Genomic DNA, 17,782 nt, shown 5'->3' on the forward strand with positions numbered 1-17,782 from the left:
TAAACGGGAGCCTTGCAAGGGCTCCCGTTTATGTTTTGGGGCGGTTTATTTGAAATTAGGCTTAAAACAGGAGTGAGGTCATTTTAAGGATTTTCTGCTGAGCTTGTACTTGAGAATATCCTTGGTTAGGTTCTTGTCTTTCTTGTTGAAGGCATTCAATTCCGAAGCAATAGCAGGGTTCCCAATCAATTGAACGGCTATGATCTCATAGGCAATGTCTTTGATGTTTTCGGCTATCTCTGGGTGCTTGTTATAGCTTTGTTTGATGACCTGCAGGAAAGCTTCTCTGTTTTTGCTATTGGTGTTTTGGGTGTAGACAGACTCTATTTCGCTTAGCAAGACCTTAGGATCTTTGATGTTAGCGAAATAGTTGTTGAGGCAGTTGACAGGGTCTTTCTCAGAGCGCCAGCCGTCTAACAATAAGGCTTGTGCTTGGGACGTATCGCCTATTTTGTTTCGGTAAACCAAGGAGGCTTTGACATATTGACCATAGCCTTTGTACACCGTAATGACCTTCCCGTAATACCTGTGCGCTTCTGGGATGTTGTTGATTCTGGCGTAAAGGTCCCCTATTTTCTCAATGTTATTGAGTTCCTTATGAAGTTCAATAGCCTGATTGATCATGCCACCCTTTTCATAGCACTCCGCGGCCTTCTCCTTCGCTTTGATCTTTAAGTAAATGGCTGCCGCCTCTGCAAAATGTGCTCCTTTCTCCAATGTTTGAGCAGCCATGTACTCGTTTCTCAGCAGTTTCATGTACACAAAGGCTGCTTTGTGGTACTGTTTCTGCTCAATAAGGTCATTGGCTGCCTGGGTGTATTGGGCCTGTAGTCTTTGAAACTGATCACTGGCTAAAGTAGAGCCTCTCCCGCCAGAGGCGTGGATGGTGTTGCCAGAACCAAGCGACAATTCACCCCACAACTTAGAAAACTTGAACAGACCTTCCTGACTGCTCCTGCCAGAATTGTTCATGTCCAGGGGGATGGAGTATTTCAGCGCCTCCTCCAGGTTCTTCTGGAACAGGTCTAGGAGTTTGTCAACTTCGCTTTGGTTGCGTCTGCTCAGTTCATCAAAGTCTAGTTGCAACTTGTCAACCACCTGAGTTCCGTTAGCTGTAAACAGGCCAGCCAATTTCTCTATCCAGGAGGCTGGAGTGGAGGCCACCTCTGCAGAAGAGTTGCTGTTTTGGGGTTCTTTTTTAAAAAGCAGGCTTAAAAGGGAAAGCTTAGCTTTTTCCAACAGGTTTAGGGGCTTGTCTCTTAAAGGCTCTGTCTGTGGGAATATTTCCTGCTCCAGTTTTTGAAGCACGTCCTCAGGCGACGGCTCCACTATCTGAGCGCTCTTGATTTGGTCGGGAACAGAGACACCCTTCGCTGGCCTTTCGGTTGGCAGTAGCATTGGCTCGGGCAGATCCAGAATATCCAGCCACTCTACCTCTTCCTCCAGTTCCACCCAACCTGTTTCTGGGTGAAAGAAATGTAAGTGCCGGGGAAAAAGCCTTTCTGTTTCTTCCTGTGATAGCTTTGGCCGGATTTCGGCGTTTTCTGGTAGATAGATTCTGTTATGAAATACCTGACAAAACGCATTTTTGCCAATTGCGGTAGGTAGCTTACCATCCTTGCAAAGAAGTAGGCAGCCCCAAATACTATTAGGAGTCTTGCCAGGGATTGGATAGGCTACTACTTGGGTGAGTGATAAGCCCATAAAGCCTATTTGCTGCAGCCAGGTATGCACCGAAGAATCTTTCACAAGTACCCCGCCCAAGTGATTGCTGTTCCGCGAAGAGGGAGTAACCTTAATTTCCATGTTCTAACACCTTTGAAATGAAAGTAGTAATGTGGGTGTGAAAAAAGGAGTTCGTATCTATTACCCGTAATTGGCTCTTGTTAGGAAGGTAGTAACTGTTGCCTGCAAAATAATGCTGGGTAGAGACTCCTAAATTGCTATCCAACACCGATGGTATATACAACACATTTCCTTGATGTGCCGGCGCCACCCTTGCTATTCCTCCCTGCTCTTCAATACGCATCTTTAGTACGTCTGCCTCTGTCTTGCTGATAGTTGACTTCACTACTCTAGGAGCATGATCTACTATGTCCTTGGCGGTTTTCAGGGAAATGTTTGCGCTTGCCTGAAGGCTTTTAACCAAGTATATTTTATGCGGACCGCTTTTCTCCAGGATCACTTCATAGGTTGGTTTCTCCTCTGTAATAGGTGCAAGCAACTGGAGTATGCCAGATCGGTTCAACGTCACTTTGCCACCTCCGGCGAAGGAAAATTCATTTTCAGCGATGAGGTAAGCCTCATGTATGGCTTCTCTGCCAAAATCTACGGCGGGCTTCAGTTGAATTACCCCATATTGGTTTAGCAGCAGCTCATGTTTGTTGAAAACCAGGTTTCTCTTTTTATTGATGAACACTTCTGTCAGGTTTTTGAGCACAGAGACAGGGGCCGCTTTGAAGGCAGCTTCAGCGCGCTTTATTTCTTCTTGCCGAGCATGGTAAGCTTGTTTCAGCTCCTTTCCCGTGTTTGAATGCTTTACAAGGTGCCATTTAGGGAAATGCTCCAATTTCCAGTGATGTGCAACACCTAGCGCGTAAAAGGCTCCTTGGTAGGAGAAGAACTCTGGGGCTGTAGAAAGACTCCTTTCATTGAAAGGCACGGTTTCCTGTTCCCTGGTGGTAAGATTGTACACCGTTACTTCCTTTGTGCTGGTTTTAACGCATAAAAAGATTAGGTCGCCATTCTCATCCACACCTATCTCGTGCCCAGACCCGCCAGAAGGTAAATTAGTCAGGCAAAGTTCCAGTCCTTTTTGCACAGGGTAGTAGCCAATATCATGGAACTTCATCAGCTTTTTTTCAGGGGTCACTACAAAGCAGTGAGTGCTTAGGCGCAAGAACTTTTTATAATTGGCCGTGAATGCAAAAAGGATGGGCCATTCATTTTCCTCTGTCTCACCGGCTGTAATGGCGGCTTTCAGAGAAGTTGGCGCGCGGCGTTTCCATAGCTCTTCCAGCGGAAGTTGTATCTTCTGCACTAACTTTCTACTGCTGTGCTGGTTTTTGTAGAATTCAATGGTACCCTCCTGGTCAGTGGTGATCCAGTATTTGAAGGCTGCATGATGCTCACTGATTACCTTCTGCACGGCGGGTTGCCTTAGGGTGTCTGGGGAGCAGATAAACAGTACTTCGGTGTTTTTGCCAGTGCTGTACTCTTGGAAAAACTGCTCCAGCCCCGCGGCAGGGTGGAGCGTTCCCTCCAGAACATTTAAGCTGTCAATTACTTCATCTACCGTGTTAAAGTGGATAGCCTGGTAGTTGTCGCCCACCGCATACGCCGTGCAAGGAATATCCGTCTTAGGATGGTTGGCAATGGCCACCAAAATAGAATAGGCTAGTGTTTTAGGGGTTCCCCAACTTCTTAGGGAAACATCCAGCAACAGCACCCGCTCCAGTTTGTCTGTGGCCGGTGGGCTCTCGCGGTGCAGGTACAAGGCCTCATTATTGGCCAGTCTGGAAAGGAACACCAAATCATCGTTGGCGAACTCAGAAATCAGCAGGTTGCCAAAATTGCCTTTGTTGGATAAATCAGAAACGCCGCCCAAGGGCTGCTCGCTAGGTAAGAGATGATGCAGCTGAATAGTCAATCCTGACCAGATATGCTTCACCAGGGACCCAATTTGGAAAGTGGTTGTATGGCTTGTCAGTTCCTCAATGAAGTCAGGACCTTTTCCTGTTGCCGCCTGCTCTGGTTTTTCCAAATCAAGCTCAGGAATGGGTTGTAAAGCTGCCATAGCCGCAACAATGGAATCTGCATCCGGAAACTTCTTGCTCAGCAAGCCAATGCACCTGAAGTCTTTTTTGTAAGTGGCAACACTGAACGGATCTTGTTGCTCCAGCGTATCTATTAAGCTGCCTCTGTGATGAATAAACGTCTGTTTTGCCTCTTCAAGGAGCTTTTTGGCTTTAATGCCGGAAATAATATTGTGGCAAGACTCAAAAAGCACTTGAAACAATTGCAGCCTTTTATTGCCTGTGGTGTATTGCGTAGGCACCAGGTGTAGCCGTTTCAAAAACTGCATGGCTTCCTGCAACGGTTCAAATTGAACCAAAGCGGGAGGCTGTTTTAGAATGCTTTCCCTTATTTCATCCTCTACCTGCTGCAGGTCATCTCCCATGGAATGATTGGTGGCAATAATAGCCAGTAACAGAGCACCGAAGGGCGGGATGCCCTGCTCAGAAAGATGCTCCAGCGCCTTGAAGACAAACTCGCGGTACGCAATGGTGCTACCTTTGGGGATTGTCAGCACCTCGGTGTGTTCTTCCCACCGCCAGAAGTAGTCTTGGGAAGATTGAAAATACTCGTGGAACTGCATGCGCTAAGATGTTACAGAGGCTGATTGAACAGACAACCGTACCGAACTGATGGTCAGCGGCCGGAATTGGGCTTTGGTGATGAAACTGTATGACCCGTTTGGCTGCCAGAAGACCCATTCTTCCTGCTCGGGATTGATTTTCTGTTGAATCACCTCTTGTAATACAGGTAACTCAAAGTCATAGCCAGTGGGTAGCAGATGACTGCCTCTCTGCCAATAGCTTCTGCCAGGCACCGGCAAAAGTGGCGTGCCTAAAACCAAAGCTGCCTCTGGTTTCAAAATAAGCCAGGATAGATTTTGTAGTCGAATGGCTGGGGCGGTTTGTACATAGGCACTAAGCGTGGCAAGGCTGACCACCAGCCCAAAATCAGGCTGCTCTATGTCTGCTGGTACTAACTTTACTTGTATCTTTTCCTGCAGGCCAAAATAATTATGGTTGTACGCCGGAAGCGTTACTGGAAGCCCACGTTCCAGGGGTGTCCAGAGAAGCGCCGAAGGCAGACGTTTGCTGGGTAATTTACTGCCGTATGGAAACAACAGGTTGTTCTGCAGGGAGTAAAGTTTCTTGAACGGAATACTTTTAACCTCTAATGACTCAAGTTGCTGCTGGGTGAAATCTTTGACCCAATACGTGCGCCCCTCATGAGCAATTTTCAGGTTGAACCAAGAACGAATCTGAACCAGGTCAGATAGATGCTCTTGGTCTATCTCCAGCAGAAAGTTTATATGGTTTGAAGGATTTTCTGCCATAGACTTTCTATTTCCTGTTGTATGTATTGCTTTTGCTCGGGGTTCTTGATCCACTCACAGCGGGTTTGAACATACCGGAGCTTGTCTTTGATGATGTTCTGCTCCTCAAATGAGAGCGATGCAGTTTGCCACTTTTGGGTTAAATAAGCTACTTCTTTCAGCACCTCCTCAGGGTTTGGCAACTTGTTGTAAAGCGCCTGGGGGTGAACCGCTTCTGACTCAGATTTTTCAATGAGCTGGTTGATGATGCCTTCCAATATCTCAATCTGTTCTTCGGTGTCCCAGATGTATTTGAGGACCCAAAGATCAGATACATTCGCCTCCGTACGTTTGCAGATGAAGGCGCTAGCGGCAATCAGGTTTTGCAGTTTCACGGCGCGGCGGTCAGATACCTTGATGCCGGTATTTCGCAGGCTGTGTACCAGGTCTACATACTGTTTCCGGATAGGCGTGAGGTCTACCAGCCGGGCCTGTTTCTGCAGGGCTATGATGTCTTCTGGGGTGATGGTTGGTTTTTGGGTGGCGGGGGCGTTCTCCAGTTTCCAGCCAGCTAACAGAACCTCGTGCAGGAGGTCTGGGTCTACATAGTCACAGTTCACCCTGATCAGGAAGCGGTCAAGCAAGGCGTTCAGAGCTTCGTCTTCGGGCAATACGTTGCTGGCGCCTACAAACATAAGGGCAGGTAAGGTGCGGGTCTCCTTGCCGCGCCGGAACATCTTCTCATTAAGGGCCATGAGCAAGCTGTTCAGAATGGCACTGTTGGCGTTGAAGATCTCGTCCAGGAAAACCAGGGAAGCTTCTGGCAGCATGCCCTCTGTGTTGGTCACCAACTCGCCCTCTTTCAGTTGCCTGATGTCAAACGGCCCGAAGATTTCATTAGGCTCTGTGAAGCGGGTAAGGAGGTATTCAAAGTTCTTGCCGCCCTCCAGACAGTTGGACAATTGCCGGACAATGGCACTTTTGGCGGTACCCGGTGGGCCCAGCAGAAACATGTTTTCTTTTGCAAGTAAGCTAATGCCCAGCAGATCTATGATCTCGTCTTTGCCAATAAAAGAATGCTTGATGTAGGAAAGTACGGCGTTTAATTTGTCAATCTGGTTCATGAAATAGTCAAGATAAGGCGCTCCAGAAGGTAGAAGCATAATGGCCTAGGCTGGCCTTTATTTGTGTTTGTATAGGGGCGTGTTCTGCTAGTCTGCGGGACTTTCTTTGGATCACTCTATCTGCGTAAAGCTGCAGGAGACAATTATCACTAAGCACTGTCTCAAAACTCAGGTTCTCTAAAGCGAGGTCATAGCCAACGGCCGAATAATGCCATTGCTGCAGGTGCTGCTCCAGGACAGAGATCAAGGCATCCTGGTTGTCAATGGAACTTGCCTGCTCTAACAAGGGCGGCAGAAAACGCAGGCAAAGATCTATGGATAAAACTGCCTCAGGAGTTAGGGTGTTGGAATAGGCCGGCAAAAGGAAGGATAATTCTTCTGCTTGGTTCTCTCTGTAGAGCAACAATTGGGAGGCGGAGTACACCGTTTGGGCTCCCCACAGGGCAGCGGGGCCATCAAACGCCGGAGGCGTGAAAGGATAGTTCAGGCTCTCTTTTTCATATTCCAAGGCAAGCAATTCCGTTACCAAATCTTCCTCTTCAGGGGTTACCTTCATTAATCTGGTAAACAGAATCAGTTCCTCTTTCCTGCGGAGGGTATCTATAGTTTGAAAAAAAGGGTGCTGCATCTACTTAAGTTCTCTGTTGCCCTGACCTTCTTTCCTGATTATATAGGAATTTAACTATTTTATGAAGGTTCGCTCGTTACAATTTAAAGATAAATACCAAGAATGTACTTCTGAAGGAAATTTAGTTTTAGCCTGATTTCCTGAAATCAGTTCTAAAACAGGAGTAAAAACCCAAGGTCTTCATGGAGGCTTTCGTACTTTTATATCCTCTAACCTCTACGCTGATAGACTTATGAAAAGTATCGCCATTTTTTGCGGGGCCAGCAGCGGCCACCATCCGGTTTACCGTGAAGCCGCCCATGCCCTTGGAACACTGTTTGCCGAGAAAGGCATCCGCTTAGTCTATGGCGGCGGAAAAGTAGGGTTAATGGGCGTCATTGCCGATGCCGTTTTAGCCGGAGGTGGCGAAGTAGTAGGCGTAATCCCGCAGAGCCTGGTAGACATGGAGGTGGCGCATATCGGCCTTACCAAACTGCACGTGGTACAGACCATGCACGAGCGCAAAGCCCTGATGGCCGCTGAGTCAGACGCTTTTGTAGCCATGCCCGGCGGCTTCGGGACCTTTGACGAGTTCTGCGAGATCGTGACCTGGAACCAGTTGAAAATCATCCAAAAGCCTGCGGCCTTGTTCAACGTGAACGGCTACTTCAATCCGTTCCTGCAGATGATGGACCACAGCGTCACCGAAGGGTTTGTGAAAGCCGAGCAGCGCAACAACATCATCATCGCTGATAAAGGCGAGGACTTACTAGACCAAATCCTGAACCATTCACCCATCATCACTGAGAAGTGGGTAGATTTCAAGCGGATTTAAGTTTTCGGTTTTAAGTGCGTTTTTCAGAAAAGAGGCGTTAAGGGGCTATACATCAGAACCAGCTAATCAATATGAGGTATTTGCTAGTAATGTCATTCCTCCTGTTTGCCAGCATGAGTGTCTTTGCCCAGAAACAGGAGATGATCATTCGGTTGTCAGAATTGGAGATTGACTCTAAGTACCTTGACGAATATAACAAGATTCTGCAGGAGGAAGCGGAGGCATCCGTGCGTTTAGAACCGGGTGTCATTTCCATTTTCCCGATGTCTCTGAAGGAGGCTCCGAACCAGATCAGAATCGTGGAAATATACGCGAACAAAGCAGCGTATGAGTCGCATTTGAAAACTCCGCACTTTCAGAAGTACAAAACCACCACGCTTAAAATGGTGAAAAACCTGAAGCTGATAGACATGACTGCCTTAGATGCAGACACAATGAAAAAGATATTCCATAAGTTGAAGTAAAATCAATCTTCTAGGACTCAACTAGAGGGGTGTAGGCATCAATAGTGAGCAGTAACCTTCAACTTATCGCTTTGCTTGCATTAGGTAGAAGTATTGAAAACAAGAATAAAAAGAGAAGCCCGAGCATTTGCCCGGGCTTCTCTTTTTAACTCTAATCCGTGCTCCTTGATACAGAAACTTACGCTTCCAGCACCATCTGCGTCACGGCATTGATCCAGGTGGGGTGCGTGTTGCAGCTTTCCACCAATTGCCAGTGCTCTCCGCCGGCAGCCTCAAACTCCTCCTTGAATTCCTTGCCTACTTCAATGGTGGTTTCCAAACAATCGGCGACAAAGGCAGGGCTGAATGCCAGAACACTTTTCACTCCGGCAGCGGCCAGGTCTTTCAGAATGAAGTCGGTGTAGGGTTGCAGCCATGGGTCTTTGCCCAGACGGGACTGGAACGACACGGTGTACTTGTCCTCGGGGATGTTCAGGGCCTTGGCCAGTTGGCGGGAGGTCTCAAAACACTGGGCCCGATAGCAGTAGCGGTTTCGGCTGTGGTACGTGTTGCAGCAGGCTCCTAGCTGGCAATAGCCTTTGGTGCTTGCCTTCAAAATCTGGCGCTCCGGCAAGCCGTGGTAACTGAAGACAAAATGGTCATAGTCGCGCTTGGCCATGTGCTCACGGGCGATCTCGGTGAAGGTGCCAATAAAGCCCGGGTGGTTACAAAACGTGCTGATGAAACTTATGTCTGGGATCACCTCCCACTTGCTTACAATCTCCATCACCTTCTCCTGCACAGAACCCGTGCTGGCCGAGGCATACTGCGGGAACAGCGGCAGCACCACAATACGGTCCACTACTTTCTCCTGCAGTTCTCTCAGGGCATTTTCAATGCTGGGGCTCTGGTACCGCATGCCAAAGGCCACGTGGTAATCTTTGCCCAGTTTCTCCTGCACCAGCCGCTGTAAGTCCAATCCGTGGAAAAGCAATGGCGAGCCACGCTCAGTCCAGAGCTGCGCGTAGATTTTCGCCGATTTTGGGGCCCGGAAAGGGGCGATCACGCCGTTGACCAGCACGTATCTATTGGGCGCCGCAATGTCCAGCACCCGTTTGTCCAATAAGAATTCGCGCAGGTATTTGCGCACGTGCGGTACGCTGGGAGAGTCCGGCGTGCCGAGGTTCACTAATAATACTCCTGTTTTGCCAGTGGCTCCACTTTTCATATATGTTCAATTGAGGGCGCAAAGATACGGATAAGATGAGCTTCGGCATGAGCCAAAGACATGATATGCATCATTTTCCTATAGATATTAACAATGTCTTATAGAGACGACTACTTAAGTTTCAAGGTTGTTTTCTGGAAAACAAACCAAAAACACATAAGGCCTAAAGCCCGGTAAATGTTTCAAATTTCTGTTGACTTACTTTATAAGTAAATCATAAGTCTCCGCTGGCGCGAGCGTCCCGCTCGTGTCCACGCGTATTCCTGATCCTCTTCATCAGAACAATAATCTTCCGGAGCAATCAGCAGGAGTAATCCCGCAATGCGCGCGGACACGAGCGGGACACTCGCGCCAGCGGGACCTTTAATATCTTTCGGAGCTGTTTTCAAGAAATCGGCCCTAAAACGTAAGGCTGGTTGCTGCGTACCTAAAAGACAGACTTTTAGCTCCTGAGGGAGAACTCATTAAAAAGCGTTACCTTTGCAAATTGTTTTAAAAAGGAGGTGAAAAATGGCAGAGAAGCCGCACAAAGCAGGGTTTGTAAGCATCATAGGCAAGCCTAACGTAGGCAAGTCCACGTTGATGAACGTGATGGTAGGCGAGAAACTCTCCATCATCACCTCAAAAGCCCAGACCACCCGCCACCGCATCATGGGAATCCTGAACGCAGAGGATTTCCAGATTGTGTACTCAGATACCCCCGGTATCATCCAGCCGCAGTATGAGTTGCATGAGTCCATGATGCGCTTCGTACACGCTTCCCTGGAAGATGCCGACGTGATTCTGTTCGTGACCGATATCTACGAGAAGCACGACGAGAGCGAGGTGGTGGAGCGCTTGCGCAAAGCCAAAGCCCCCATTCTGCTGCTCATCAACAAAATTGACCAGGCCACGCAGGAAGAGGTAGAAGCCAAGATTGCGTACTGGAAAGAGCAACTACCTGCCCAGGAGTACATGCCCATCTCGGCGCTGCACAGCCAGGGCACGCCCGGCGTGTTCCAGAAGATTCTGGACCTGCTGCCCGAGCATCCGGCGTATTATCCCAAAGATGAACTAACCGACAAGCCTGAGCGTTTCTTTGCGGCCGAGATGGTGCGCGAGAAGATCTTCCTCAACTACAAAAAGGAAATCCCTTACAGTTGCGAGGTGGTCATTGAGGAGTTCAAGGAAGACGATGACATCATTAGAATGCGGGCCGAAATCAGTGTGGAGCGCAAAAGCCAGAAAGGCATTGTCATTGGTGACAAAGGCGCTGCGCTCAAGAAAGTAGGTACCCAGGCCCGCATAGACATGGAAGAGTTCTTCGGCAAAAAAGTGTTCCTGGACCTCTACGTGCGCGTGAACGAGAACTGGCGCGCCGACAAACGCCTTCTGGACCGTTTCGGCTATAACAGCATTTAGATTTGATTATTTGGAGATGTGAACATGTGCAAATTCATAATTACACATGTTCATATCTCCTTTCAGGATGACAAAAAGAAGAAATTGTAAATGAAGTAGTTGCGATTGGAGAGAAGCTCAGAGATGATCAATCAACAATCAGCAATTAACAATACCAACAATTCCCTAGCGGCGCCACGAAGGCGATACCGCAGGTTTAACCCGCGTTTTGGGAGCGATTCCCGAAAAGGAGCCTCAAAACGCACATTCCAATTGATATGGCACAAAATACAATCGCCATTGTAGGACGCCCCAACGTGGGCAAATCAACCCTGTTTAACCGTTTGGTAGGTCAGCGCAAAGCCATCATGGACAACGTGAGCGGCGTAACCCGTGACCGTCACTATGGCCACGGCGAGTGGACAGGCAAATATTTTACTGTCATTGACACCGGCGGATACGTGCACGGGTCAGATGATATTTTTGAGGAGGAGATCCGCAAGCAGGTGGAACTGGCCATCAAAGAGGCTGATGTGATCCTGTTCATGGTAGACGTGGAGGCGGGCCTCACCGGTCTGGACGAGGAGTTCGCCAACGTGTTGCGCCGCACCGATAAGCCGGTGTACATTGTGGCCAACAAAGCCGATACGCACTCCCGCGGTCACTTGTCTGGCGAGTTTTACGCGCTGGGTTTTGAGAACGAAATCTTTCCGGTTTCCAGCCAGAACGGCTCGGGCACCGGTGAGTTGTTGGACGCCGTGGTGTCCCACTTCCCAGAAGAAGGCATTGAGAACCCAGAGGCCGGTATTCCGCGCATCGCGGTGGTGGGTAGACCCAACGTGGGTAAATCCTCGTTCGTGAACCTGCTGTTGGGCGAAGACCGCAACATTGTGACCGATATTGCCGGCACCACCCGTGACTCTATTCACTCGCACTACAACGCGTACGGCAAGGAGTTCATCATTGTGGATACCGCCGGTCTCCGGAAGAAAAGCAAAGTGCATGAGGACATTGAGTTCTACTCGGTGCTGCGTTCGGTGCGTGCGCTGGAGGAAAGCGATGTAGTCATTGTGATGCTGGACGCCACCCGCGGCATTGAGGCCCAGGACATGAACATCATCGGTCTGGCCGATAAAAACCGCAAGGGTCTGGTGATTCTGGTGAACAAGTGGGACCTGGTGGAGAAAGAAACCAACACCATGCGTGACATGGAGAACGCCATCAGGGAGAAGATCGCGCCTATCGCGTACCCGCCCATCGTGTTCATCTCGGTGCTGAACAAGCAGCGCGTGCACAAGGCCATTGAGACCGCTATTCAGGTACACGAGAACCGGTCCATGAAGATCCCGACCTCCAAGCTGAACGATGCCATGCTGAAGGAGATTGAGCGCTATCAGCCGCCGTCCATCAAGGGCAAATTTGTGAAGATAAAGTACGTGACGCAGTTGCCTACCAACACGCCTACGTTCGCGTTTTTCTGCAACCTGCCGCAGTACATCAAAGAGTCTTACACCAGGTACCTGGAAAACCGCCTGCGCGAGCATTTTGGTTTTGAAGGCGTGCCCGTTAACTTAGTATTCAGAAAGAAATAAGCAGGCACTGCTCTTTTCTTTCTACCTGCGACTTACGTACTACCTAACCCTGTATTATTAATTTTATGAGGACCCTATTTACTGTAGTGGCAGCAGCAGTTTTACTGTCTTTTTCTGCCTGTGAATCAAAAGAAGCCCAGGAAACGGAGGCCCCTACCTCTGCTACCATGGAGGATGCCACCACCGCCACGGATGTTGCCGAGACCACGGCGGCACCCATTGACACTACCGGACTGGGCACCGATTCTCTGTCTACTGAGAAATAAGTTTAATTCTTAGATAATACCATGCGCAAAGGCGCGGACCGCTCCTGATTGAGTTCAGGAAGGGTCTGCGCCTTTGTTCGTTTAAAAAGAATGTGATTGCATTGTTCCTATATCAGGTCTGGGAAATATATCTATTTTCACATACACGCGTATACATGCCCAAGAAGCATTTATCCTCCTGTGTAAATCCTTCATTTACCACGGTTTACAGAGGAGCGTGCCTAGAAAAAGATTATCCGTTCAGACAAAATAAAACTATGAAAAAGACATTGGTTCTGGTTGCTTTCCTGGGGGGCGTGGTAAGTTTCTCCGCCTGTGACTCTAAAAAAGAAAACAACATGGAGCAGCAAGCTGAGAAAGTAGAAACTCACGCCGAGATGGCCGGAGACACTGCTCTGGCCAGACAAGCCAGACAAGCCAAGGACAGCGTTGACCAAGTGGATCCGGAATAAACCGAACCAGATCCCTCTCCCGCACTTTTGACCATAAACGAAATAAAACTATGAAAAAGACATTCTTGATGGTGGCCATGGCCGCTGGTATGATGACGTTTGCCTCTTGTGATTCTGCCAAGGAGAACCAGGTAGAAGACCAGACCGAGAAAACCGAAGACATTCAAGACGATGCCGATAACCCCGGCCCTGAAGAAGCAGCCGAAGAACGGGAAGACAGCGTTGACGCTGCTGATCCTAACTAAGCTCTTCTGTTAGAACAAAAAAGAGACGGCGCCCCAGGGTGCCGTCTCTTTTTTTATGCCTGTGGTAGAATGGGTAAAGATTCCTTCACCGATGGGCAGCTGCGTTTTAGGGCTGTTTAGAGGAAAACGGCACCAAAACTCAAGCCCCCAATCGCCGCTGGATCATGCTGTCTACCACGTTGAACAACTGCGGCGGCGCCAGGGTGCGCCACGGAATCTTGTCCAGCCCGCCACCGAAGTTGATGTAATAATCCAAGTGGAACTGCTGCATCTCCTGCACCACAAACTCCTGGAACCCGATGGCCGCAATCCAGCCTTCTTCCACTTCCTCAAACCATTCCTCATAGTAAGAGTCATCTGAGCCGTGGAAATTGAAGACGTTCTCCCCAATAAGGATGTAGTGGTTAATGCCTTCGCCAATCATGAGGTCCAGCACGTTGCGCTTCAAGGTCATGATGTCATTGTTGAGGGTATCGTTCCACTCGCCAATGAGTTCTATCACGGCGTAGTTCTCATGGTAATCAACGTACAGTATCTTGATGAAGAGCGTCTCAGAATCAATGTCATCCCACTGCGGGTGGATGTAGTACCCGTAGATGGTGTGCGTGTATTCGTTCTCGTTGTTCTCGGCGCCATACAGCGGCGAGCGTTCGTCTTCGGAGGCCGAGTAAGCCTCTATCCAGTTATAGAAAGGTTCAATGGTGTGCATGGCAAGAGTGAATGACTGCAGAATTGCATAACGAAGAAACCACTGGGATGGATGGCAGAACGGCATAAAAAAAGATCCGCCGGTTACCGGCAGATCTTCCTTTGTTCGTTTCAAGGCTATTTCCCAGAAAACAGGCTCAAAACAGAAGTCTTAGTGTTCCGCCGCCGAGGTGATGGCCGACCGCACGCTGCCGTGCAGATCCAGGAGTTCTTTGGCTTTCTCCTCAGAGATATTCAGTTCATCCATGATCATGCGTACGCCGCGGTCTACCAGCTTGTGGTTCGTGAGCTGCATGTCTACCATTTTGTTGCCTTTCACGCGGCCCAGTTGGATCATGGTGGAAGTGGTGAGCATGTTCAAGGCCAGTTTCTGACCAGTGCCGGCTTTCATGCGGGTGCTGCCGGTCAGGAACTCGGGGCCGGTTACTACCTCCACCGGGAACTTGGCCACGGCCGCCACTTTGCTATCTGCGTTGCAGACGATGCAGCCCGTGGTAATGCCGCGCTCGTTGCAGGCCTGCAAACCGCCAATCACATACGGGGTTCGGCCCGAGGCCGCGATACCTACCACCACGTCTTTCTCGTTCACGCCGTACGCGTCCAGGTCCAGGATAGCCTGCTGGTCGTCGTCCTCGGCGAACTCCACGGCTTTCCGGATGGCTTTGTCGCCGCCGGCCATGATCCCGATGACCAGGTCAAACGGCACCCCGAAGGTAGGCGGGCACTCAGACGCGTCTACCACGCCCAAACGGCCGCTGGTGCCCGCGCCAATGTAAAACAGGCGGCCGCCTTCTTTCAGCTTTGCCACCGTAGCCTCCACCAGTTTCTCCAACTGCGGAATGGCTTTCTCTACGGCCAGCGGCACGGTTTTGTCTTCTTGGTTGATGTTGGTGAGGAGTTCCTGCACGCTCATCTTTTCTAGATGATTGTAGTTAGATGCGGTTTCAGTTGTGCTCATGCGGTAAGTTTCTGTTGGTGGTACAGGCTCAGGCCTTGAATTGGACTTTCTACTATCTGACCTACGTGAATCTGGTGCTGTTGGGCTACCGTGCGCAGGATATCTGAGAAATAGAACGCAATGGAGCCCACAAAATGGGTTTCTTTCTGCTGGTAATTGGGGTACTTCATGACCGTCTTCCGGAAGAAATCACCGAAGCACTGGCAGATCAGTCCGTAGATGAACGGGTGTTCCCTGTGGTCTGACAGGAACCGGGCGTACGTGGCCATGTAGCGGTTGGGGTAGGGCTGGCGGTAGACGTGGTCCACAATCTCGTCGCGGTTGGTGTTGTAGCGAGCCATGAACAACTCATGCACGTCCTGGGGAAGTTCCTGGTTCAGGAAAGCCTGTACCAGCAGTTTGCCCATGTAGCCGCCGCTGCCCTCGTCGCCTAAGATAAAGCCCAGGTTGGGCACGTTCTGCACTATCTTTTGGCCATCATACAGGCAGGAGTTGGAGCCGGTGCCCAGGATGCAGGCAATGCCTTCTCTCTGGCCGCACAGCGCACGGGCGGCGGCCTCCAAGTCATGGTTCACCTGGATCTGGGCGGCAGGAAAAATCTCCTTTAGCGCCGAGGCCACTGCTTCCTTCTTGTCTTTGGCGCTGCAACCGGCACCATAGAAATAGATTTCCTGGGGTATGTGGCCGGCTAACTGCGCTAAAAGGTTGTCCTTCAACGTAAGGGCGATTTCCTGGCTGTTCTGGTAATACGGGTTGATGCCCGGAGTATGGGCCTGGGCTTTCACGCCTTCGCCATCTAGTAAACGCCAGGCGGTCTTGGTAGAGCCGCTGTCCGCAATAAGAATCATAGGAATTGAATCAAGAACTAAGGCCAAATCTCTGAAAAACCGCCCAAAACAGAGCTATTTTTTTAAGATTCCGATGACAGAAAACTTATCAAACACATACTCGGTGTGGGGCGCGTCCTTCAGTTCCTCCGTAAGGTCCTGGCCGGCCCAATGCTCATAGTGGTTCCCCCGCCGCCATAACCTGGACTTGGTCACATCATAGATCTCGCCCTTGTAGGCCACCCAGATCTCATCCCGGTCTTGTCCGTTTCTGAGGGCTAACTGCGCGCGGGTGTATTCTTGGAGGTTCATAATGTGCTAATGTGGGTAATATGCTAGTGTGCTATTTGTAAATTTGAATATGTGGTAATTAGAAAATGGACGGCTGTGTGCTTTTAGTGATTAAGATATTACAGAAAGCTGATGGCTTTCCTTTTTAGAGCTGTTTTCTGAAAAACTGGTCAGAAGCGTCTTTCGCTCTTTGCTTGCTCTTTCGTCGCATCTAGCCTTTCATTCTCTCCGCATCTTTCCCCACTTTGTCATCCTGAAAGGACCTTGTGGGCGAACTGTAATGCAGTTGGCTACTAAAGGAAAAGTCATCATTGAAAACAAACCTGCTAATTAATGCGCTTTTTCATAGCGACCTATTATGCAGCTTGCCCACAATATCCTTTCAGGATGACAAAGTAGGGAGGGAATAAGCCTGCATAAATTTTCTGGCGGCACTTTTAGTTACAAGTATCTATGCCTTCTGGATTCAAAATGCCTACTCCATAAAATAGCACATCAGCACATTAACCAATCAGCACATTACAGCCTCGCCTGCATCACAATCCAGCGATTGGGGACTTCGCCGTCGGCGGCGGTGAGGTAGTCTTGGTAACTGCAGGGCACAATGAGGGACGGGCGGCGGCCCGATAGGTCGTCTACCTGCATCCACCATTTCTCGTTCTGCCGGTTTTTGAAGAAGTACATCTTGTTGGGGTTGTCATGGAAACCCACCGAAAACCGCAGGAATTGGTTGCTGTGGAAATCCAGCGTGCCCTGCCGCTGGTAGAAGCCCTCAATGCTGTACCAGACCATAGTAGCCAAAGTGATAGCCGTCAAGGACCGGTGGTCAAACTCAGGGCGATAGCCGTAGAAACCTAGGGAACTGAGTTGGTCATTCTGGCCGGCGTACCAGCACAGTTGGCAGGCTTCCTCGCCGGTAAGCCCGAAAGGGTTTGCGGTAGCCTGGCCGGGCGCGTCCTGGTGCCGGATGGCCGAGACGTCAAAGCTGATCAGATCGGCTTGCCGGATGATGGGCTCCATCTCCTGCATCTGCTGGCGCACCTGGCCCAGGCGGTACAGTTCAAAATGAAGTTTTTCAAAGGCGGCCAGTGTGGTGGTATCCGTGAGGTAGGTCTGGTGCCCAATGTGGCTGAACCCGAAAAGATAGTTGGGGTCGTGCAGGAGAATGCGGTGCAGATGGTGTTGGTCTGGGGCGGTGTCTTCCACATGCGCCATGTCGGGTTGGCTGTCTACCATCACCAGGTTCACCGTTTTAGACAAATGCTCATACCCCAGGAACTGGCCATAGGTGAGGTCATGCGAACCGCCCAGCAGAATAGGGAACTTGCCGGCGGCAACCAGAATTTCAATGACTTCTTTCAGGCGCAGGTAGGTGTCTTCCAGGTGGATGCCCGGCAGCAGGTTGCCCAGATCCATGAGCAGCCAGGAGCCAGTCCCTTTCATGAGGCGGTACAGTTCCTGCCTTATCCTGTTGGGGCCCTCGTACGTGAGATCGGTGGCGTCTGGGGTGCCACGGTACTCCGGCAAGCCAATAAGCACCACCTCGGCAGAGCGCCAGTCTGGGAACGAGTGGATAAAAGGCGCTAAATAACCGCCCACGGATTTGGGCTTGTCTGTCCCCCCGAAGAGTTCTTCCGGAAGAGGTTCAAAGAAGATGGAAAGGTTCATGCAGTACTTGTGGCAAAAATCAAATTTAGGTATTTATAAGCCATGGGGAAT

Annotated in this window: 18 protein-coding genes; 7 read left to right on the forward strand and 11 right to left on the reverse strand. The window is 49.9% G+C overall.

The genetic code is table 11. From position 1 onward, the window contains the following. Positions 1-78: 78 nt before the first annotated feature. Genes FOA19_RS08685 through FOA19_RS08705 form a run of 5 tightly spaced genes read right to left on the reverse strand, consistent with a single transcriptional unit; the run spans position 79 to position 6,787 of the window. Positions 79-1,806, reverse strand: a complete 1,728-nt coding sequence (locus FOA19_RS08685) for a hypothetical protein (protein WP_149090338.1) — start codon at positions 1,804-1,806, stop codon at positions 79-81. Continuing rightward, entirely contained in the window at positions 1,796-4,378 is a 2,583-nt protein-coding gene (locus FOA19_RS08690) for a ribosomal protein L7/L12 (RefSeq protein ID WP_149090339.1), read from the reverse strand. Before FOA19_RS08690 ends, FOA19_RS08685 begins: the two co-directional genes overlap by 11 nt. A 3-nt stretch (positions 4,379-4,381) precedes the next feature. Next, positions 4,382-5,128, reverse strand: a complete 747-nt coding sequence (locus tag FOA19_RS08695) for a hypothetical protein (RefSeq protein ID WP_149090340.1) — start codon at positions 5,126-5,128, stop codon at positions 4,382-4,384. Then, positions 5,101-6,270, reverse strand: a complete 1,170-nt coding sequence (locus FOA19_RS08700; RefSeq protein WP_223808789.1) for an AAA family ATPase — start codon at positions 6,268-6,270, stop codon at positions 5,101-5,103. The genes FOA19_RS08695 and FOA19_RS08700 overlap by 28 nt, the downstream gene beginning before the upstream one ends. Continuing rightward, positions 6,239-6,787: a hypothetical protein gene (locus tag FOA19_RS08705; RefSeq protein WP_149090342.1), complete on the reverse strand. Its 549-nt coding sequence runs from the start codon at positions 6,785-6,787 to the stop codon at positions 6,239-6,241. The genes FOA19_RS08700 and FOA19_RS08705 overlap by 32 nt, the downstream gene beginning before the upstream one ends. Before the next feature lie 304 nt (positions 6,788-7,091). Here FOA19_RS08705 and FOA19_RS08710 point away from each other — a divergent pair, with 304 nt between their 5' ends. Next, entirely contained in the window at positions 7,092-7,673 is a 582-nt protein-coding gene (locus tag FOA19_RS08710; protein ID WP_149090343.1) for an LOG family protein, read from the forward strand. 89 nt (positions 7,674-7,762) lie between these two features. Next, entirely contained in the window at positions 7,763-8,137 is a 375-nt protein-coding gene (locus tag FOA19_RS08715; RefSeq protein ID WP_223808791.1) for a putative quinol monooxygenase, read from the forward strand. Between the two features lie 178 nt (positions 8,138-8,315). Here the strand turns inward: FOA19_RS08715 and hemH are convergent, their stop codons facing one another. Continuing rightward, the gene (hemH, locus tag FOA19_RS08720) at positions 8,316-9,344 is read right to left on the reverse strand and encodes a ferrochelatase (protein WP_149090344.1); all 1,029 of its coding nucleotides are present in this window, start codon (positions 9,342-9,344) and stop codon (positions 8,316-8,318) included. 510 nt (positions 9,345-9,854) lie between these two features. Here hemH and era point away from each other — a divergent pair. The 5 genes from era to FOA19_RS08745 all read left to right on the forward strand — a co-directional run bounded on the left by era (position 9,855) and on the right by FOA19_RS08745 (position 13,279). Next, positions 9,855-10,745, forward strand: a complete 891-nt coding sequence (gene era, locus FOA19_RS08725) for a GTPase Era (RefSeq protein ID WP_149090345.1) — start codon at positions 9,855-9,857, stop codon at positions 10,743-10,745. Between the two features lie 257 nt (positions 10,746-11,002). Next, on the forward strand, positions 11,003-12,316 hold the full coding sequence (gene der / locus FOA19_RS08730; protein ID WP_149090346.1) for a ribosome biogenesis GTPase Der: 1,314 nt from the start codon (positions 11,003-11,005) through the stop codon (positions 12,314-12,316). Between the two features lie 65 nt (positions 12,317-12,381). Beyond that, positions 12,382-12,582: a hypothetical protein gene (locus FOA19_RS08735; RefSeq protein WP_149090347.1), complete on the forward strand. Its 201-nt coding sequence runs from the start codon at positions 12,382-12,384 to the stop codon at positions 12,580-12,582. Between the two features lie 257 nt (positions 12,583-12,839). Then, complete coding sequence (locus tag FOA19_RS08740; RefSeq protein WP_149090348.1) at positions 12,840-13,034, forward strand: hypothetical protein; 195 nt, start codon at positions 12,840-12,842, stop codon at positions 13,032-13,034. Positions 13,035-13,084: 50 nt separating this feature from the next. Further along, positions 13,085-13,279 (forward strand): hypothetical protein, encoded by a 195-nt coding sequence (locus FOA19_RS08745; protein ID WP_149090349.1) that lies wholly within the window; start codon positions 13,085-13,087, stop codon positions 13,277-13,279. A 139-nt stretch (positions 13,280-13,418) separates the two neighbouring features. On the opposite strand, the gene FOA19_RS08750 is transcribed toward FOA19_RS08745, so the two are convergent. The 5 genes from FOA19_RS08750 to FOA19_RS08770 form a co-directional block, all read right to left on the reverse strand. Next, positions 13,419-13,988, reverse strand: a complete 570-nt coding sequence (locus FOA19_RS08750) for a hypothetical protein (RefSeq protein WP_149090350.1) — start codon at positions 13,986-13,988, stop codon at positions 13,419-13,421. Positions 13,989-14,138: 150 nt separating this feature from the next. Further along, positions 14,139-14,945 carry an N-acetylmuramic acid 6-phosphate etherase gene (murQ, locus tag FOA19_RS08755; protein WP_149090351.1) on the reverse strand — a complete coding sequence of 269 codons (807 nt, stop codon included), beginning with the start codon at positions 14,943-14,945 and terminating at the stop codon, positions 14,139-14,141. Continuing rightward, on the reverse strand, positions 14,942-15,793 hold the full coding sequence (locus tag FOA19_RS08760) for an N-acetylglucosamine kinase (protein WP_149090352.1): 852 nt from the start codon (positions 15,791-15,793) through the stop codon (positions 14,942-14,944). The genes murQ and FOA19_RS08760 overlap by 4 nt, the downstream gene beginning before the upstream one ends. Before the next feature lie 54 nt (positions 15,794-15,847). Then, entirely contained in the window at positions 15,848-16,084 is a 237-nt protein-coding gene (locus FOA19_RS08765) for a cytochrome b5 domain-containing protein (RefSeq protein WP_149090353.1), read from the reverse strand. Between the two features lie 498 nt (positions 16,085-16,582). After that, entirely contained in the window at positions 16,583-17,731 is a 1,149-nt protein-coding gene (locus FOA19_RS08770) for a formimidoylglutamase (RefSeq protein WP_149090354.1), read from the reverse strand. Positions 17,732-17,782 lie beyond the last annotated feature (51 nt).

This window comes from Rufibacter hautae, assembly GCF_008271695.1.
In the GTDB taxonomy this organism is placed as follows: domain Bacteria; phylum Bacteroidota; class Bacteroidia; order Cytophagales; family Hymenobacteraceae; genus Nibribacter; species Nibribacter hautae.

Bases quoted from the DNA above. Each gene is read 5' to 3' on its own strand.
- murQ (WP_149090351.1), bottom strand. From the start codon at position 14,945: ATGAGCACAACTGAAACCGCATCTAACTACAATCATCTAGAAAAGATG.
- FOA19_RS08685 (WP_149090338.1), bottom strand. From the start codon at position 1,806: ATGGAAATTAAGGTTACTCCCTCTTCGCGGAACAGCAATCACTTGGGC.
- era (WP_149090345.1), top strand. From the start codon at position 9,855: ATGGCAGAGAAGCCGCACAAAGCAGGGTTTGTAAGCATCATAGGCAAG.
- FOA19_RS08765 (WP_149090353.1), bottom strand. From the start codon at position 16,084: ATGAACCTCCAAGAATACACCCGCGCGCAGTTAGCCCTCAGAAACGGA.
- hemH (WP_149090344.1), bottom strand. From the start codon at position 9,344: ATGAAAAGTGGAGCCACTGGCAAAACAGGAGTATTATTAGTGAACCTC.
- FOA19_RS08745 (WP_149090349.1), top strand. From the start codon at position 13,085: ATGAAAAAGACATTCTTGATGGTGGCCATGGCCGCTGGTATGATGACG.
- der (WP_149090346.1), top strand. From the start codon at position 11,003: ATGGCACAAAATACAATCGCCATTGTAGGACGCCCCAACGTGGGCAAA.
- FOA19_RS08750 (WP_149090350.1), bottom strand. From the start codon at position 13,988: ATGCACACCATTGAACCTTTCTATAACTGGATAGAGGCTTACTCGGCC.
- FOA19_RS08690 (WP_149090339.1), bottom strand. From the start codon at position 4,378: ATGCAGTTCCACGAGTATTTTCAATCTTCCCAAGACTACTTCTGGCGG.
- FOA19_RS08760 (WP_149090352.1), bottom strand. From the start codon at position 15,793: ATGATTCTTATTGCGGACAGCGGCTCTACCAAGACCGCCTGGCGTTTA.
- FOA19_RS08695 (WP_149090340.1), bottom strand. From the start codon at position 5,128: ATGGCAGAAAATCCTTCAAACCATATAAACTTTCTGCTGGAGATAGAC.
- FOA19_RS08715 (WP_223808791.1), top strand. From the start codon at position 7,763: ATGTCATTCCTCCTGTTTGCCAGCATGAGTGTCTTTGCCCAGAAACAG.
- FOA19_RS08705 (WP_149090342.1), bottom strand. From the start codon at position 6,787: ATGAAGGTAACCCCTGAAGAGGAAGATTTGGTAACGGAATTGCTTGCC.
- FOA19_RS08710 (WP_149090343.1), top strand. From the start codon at position 7,092: ATGAAAAGTATCGCCATTTTTTGCGGGGCCAGCAGCGGCCACCATCCG.
- FOA19_RS08770 (WP_149090354.1), bottom strand. From the start codon at position 17,731: ATGAACCTTTCCATCTTCTTTGAACCTCTTCCGGAAGAACTCTTCGGG.
- FOA19_RS08740 (WP_149090348.1), top strand. From the start codon at position 12,840: ATGAAAAAGACATTGGTTCTGGTTGCTTTCCTGGGGGGCGTGGTAAGT.
- FOA19_RS08735 (WP_149090347.1), top strand. From the start codon at position 12,382: ATGAGGACCCTATTTACTGTAGTGGCAGCAGCAGTTTTACTGTCTTTT.
- FOA19_RS08700 (WP_223808789.1), bottom strand. From the start codon at position 6,270: ATGCTTCTACCTTCTGGAGCGCCTTATCTTGACTATTTCATGAACCAG.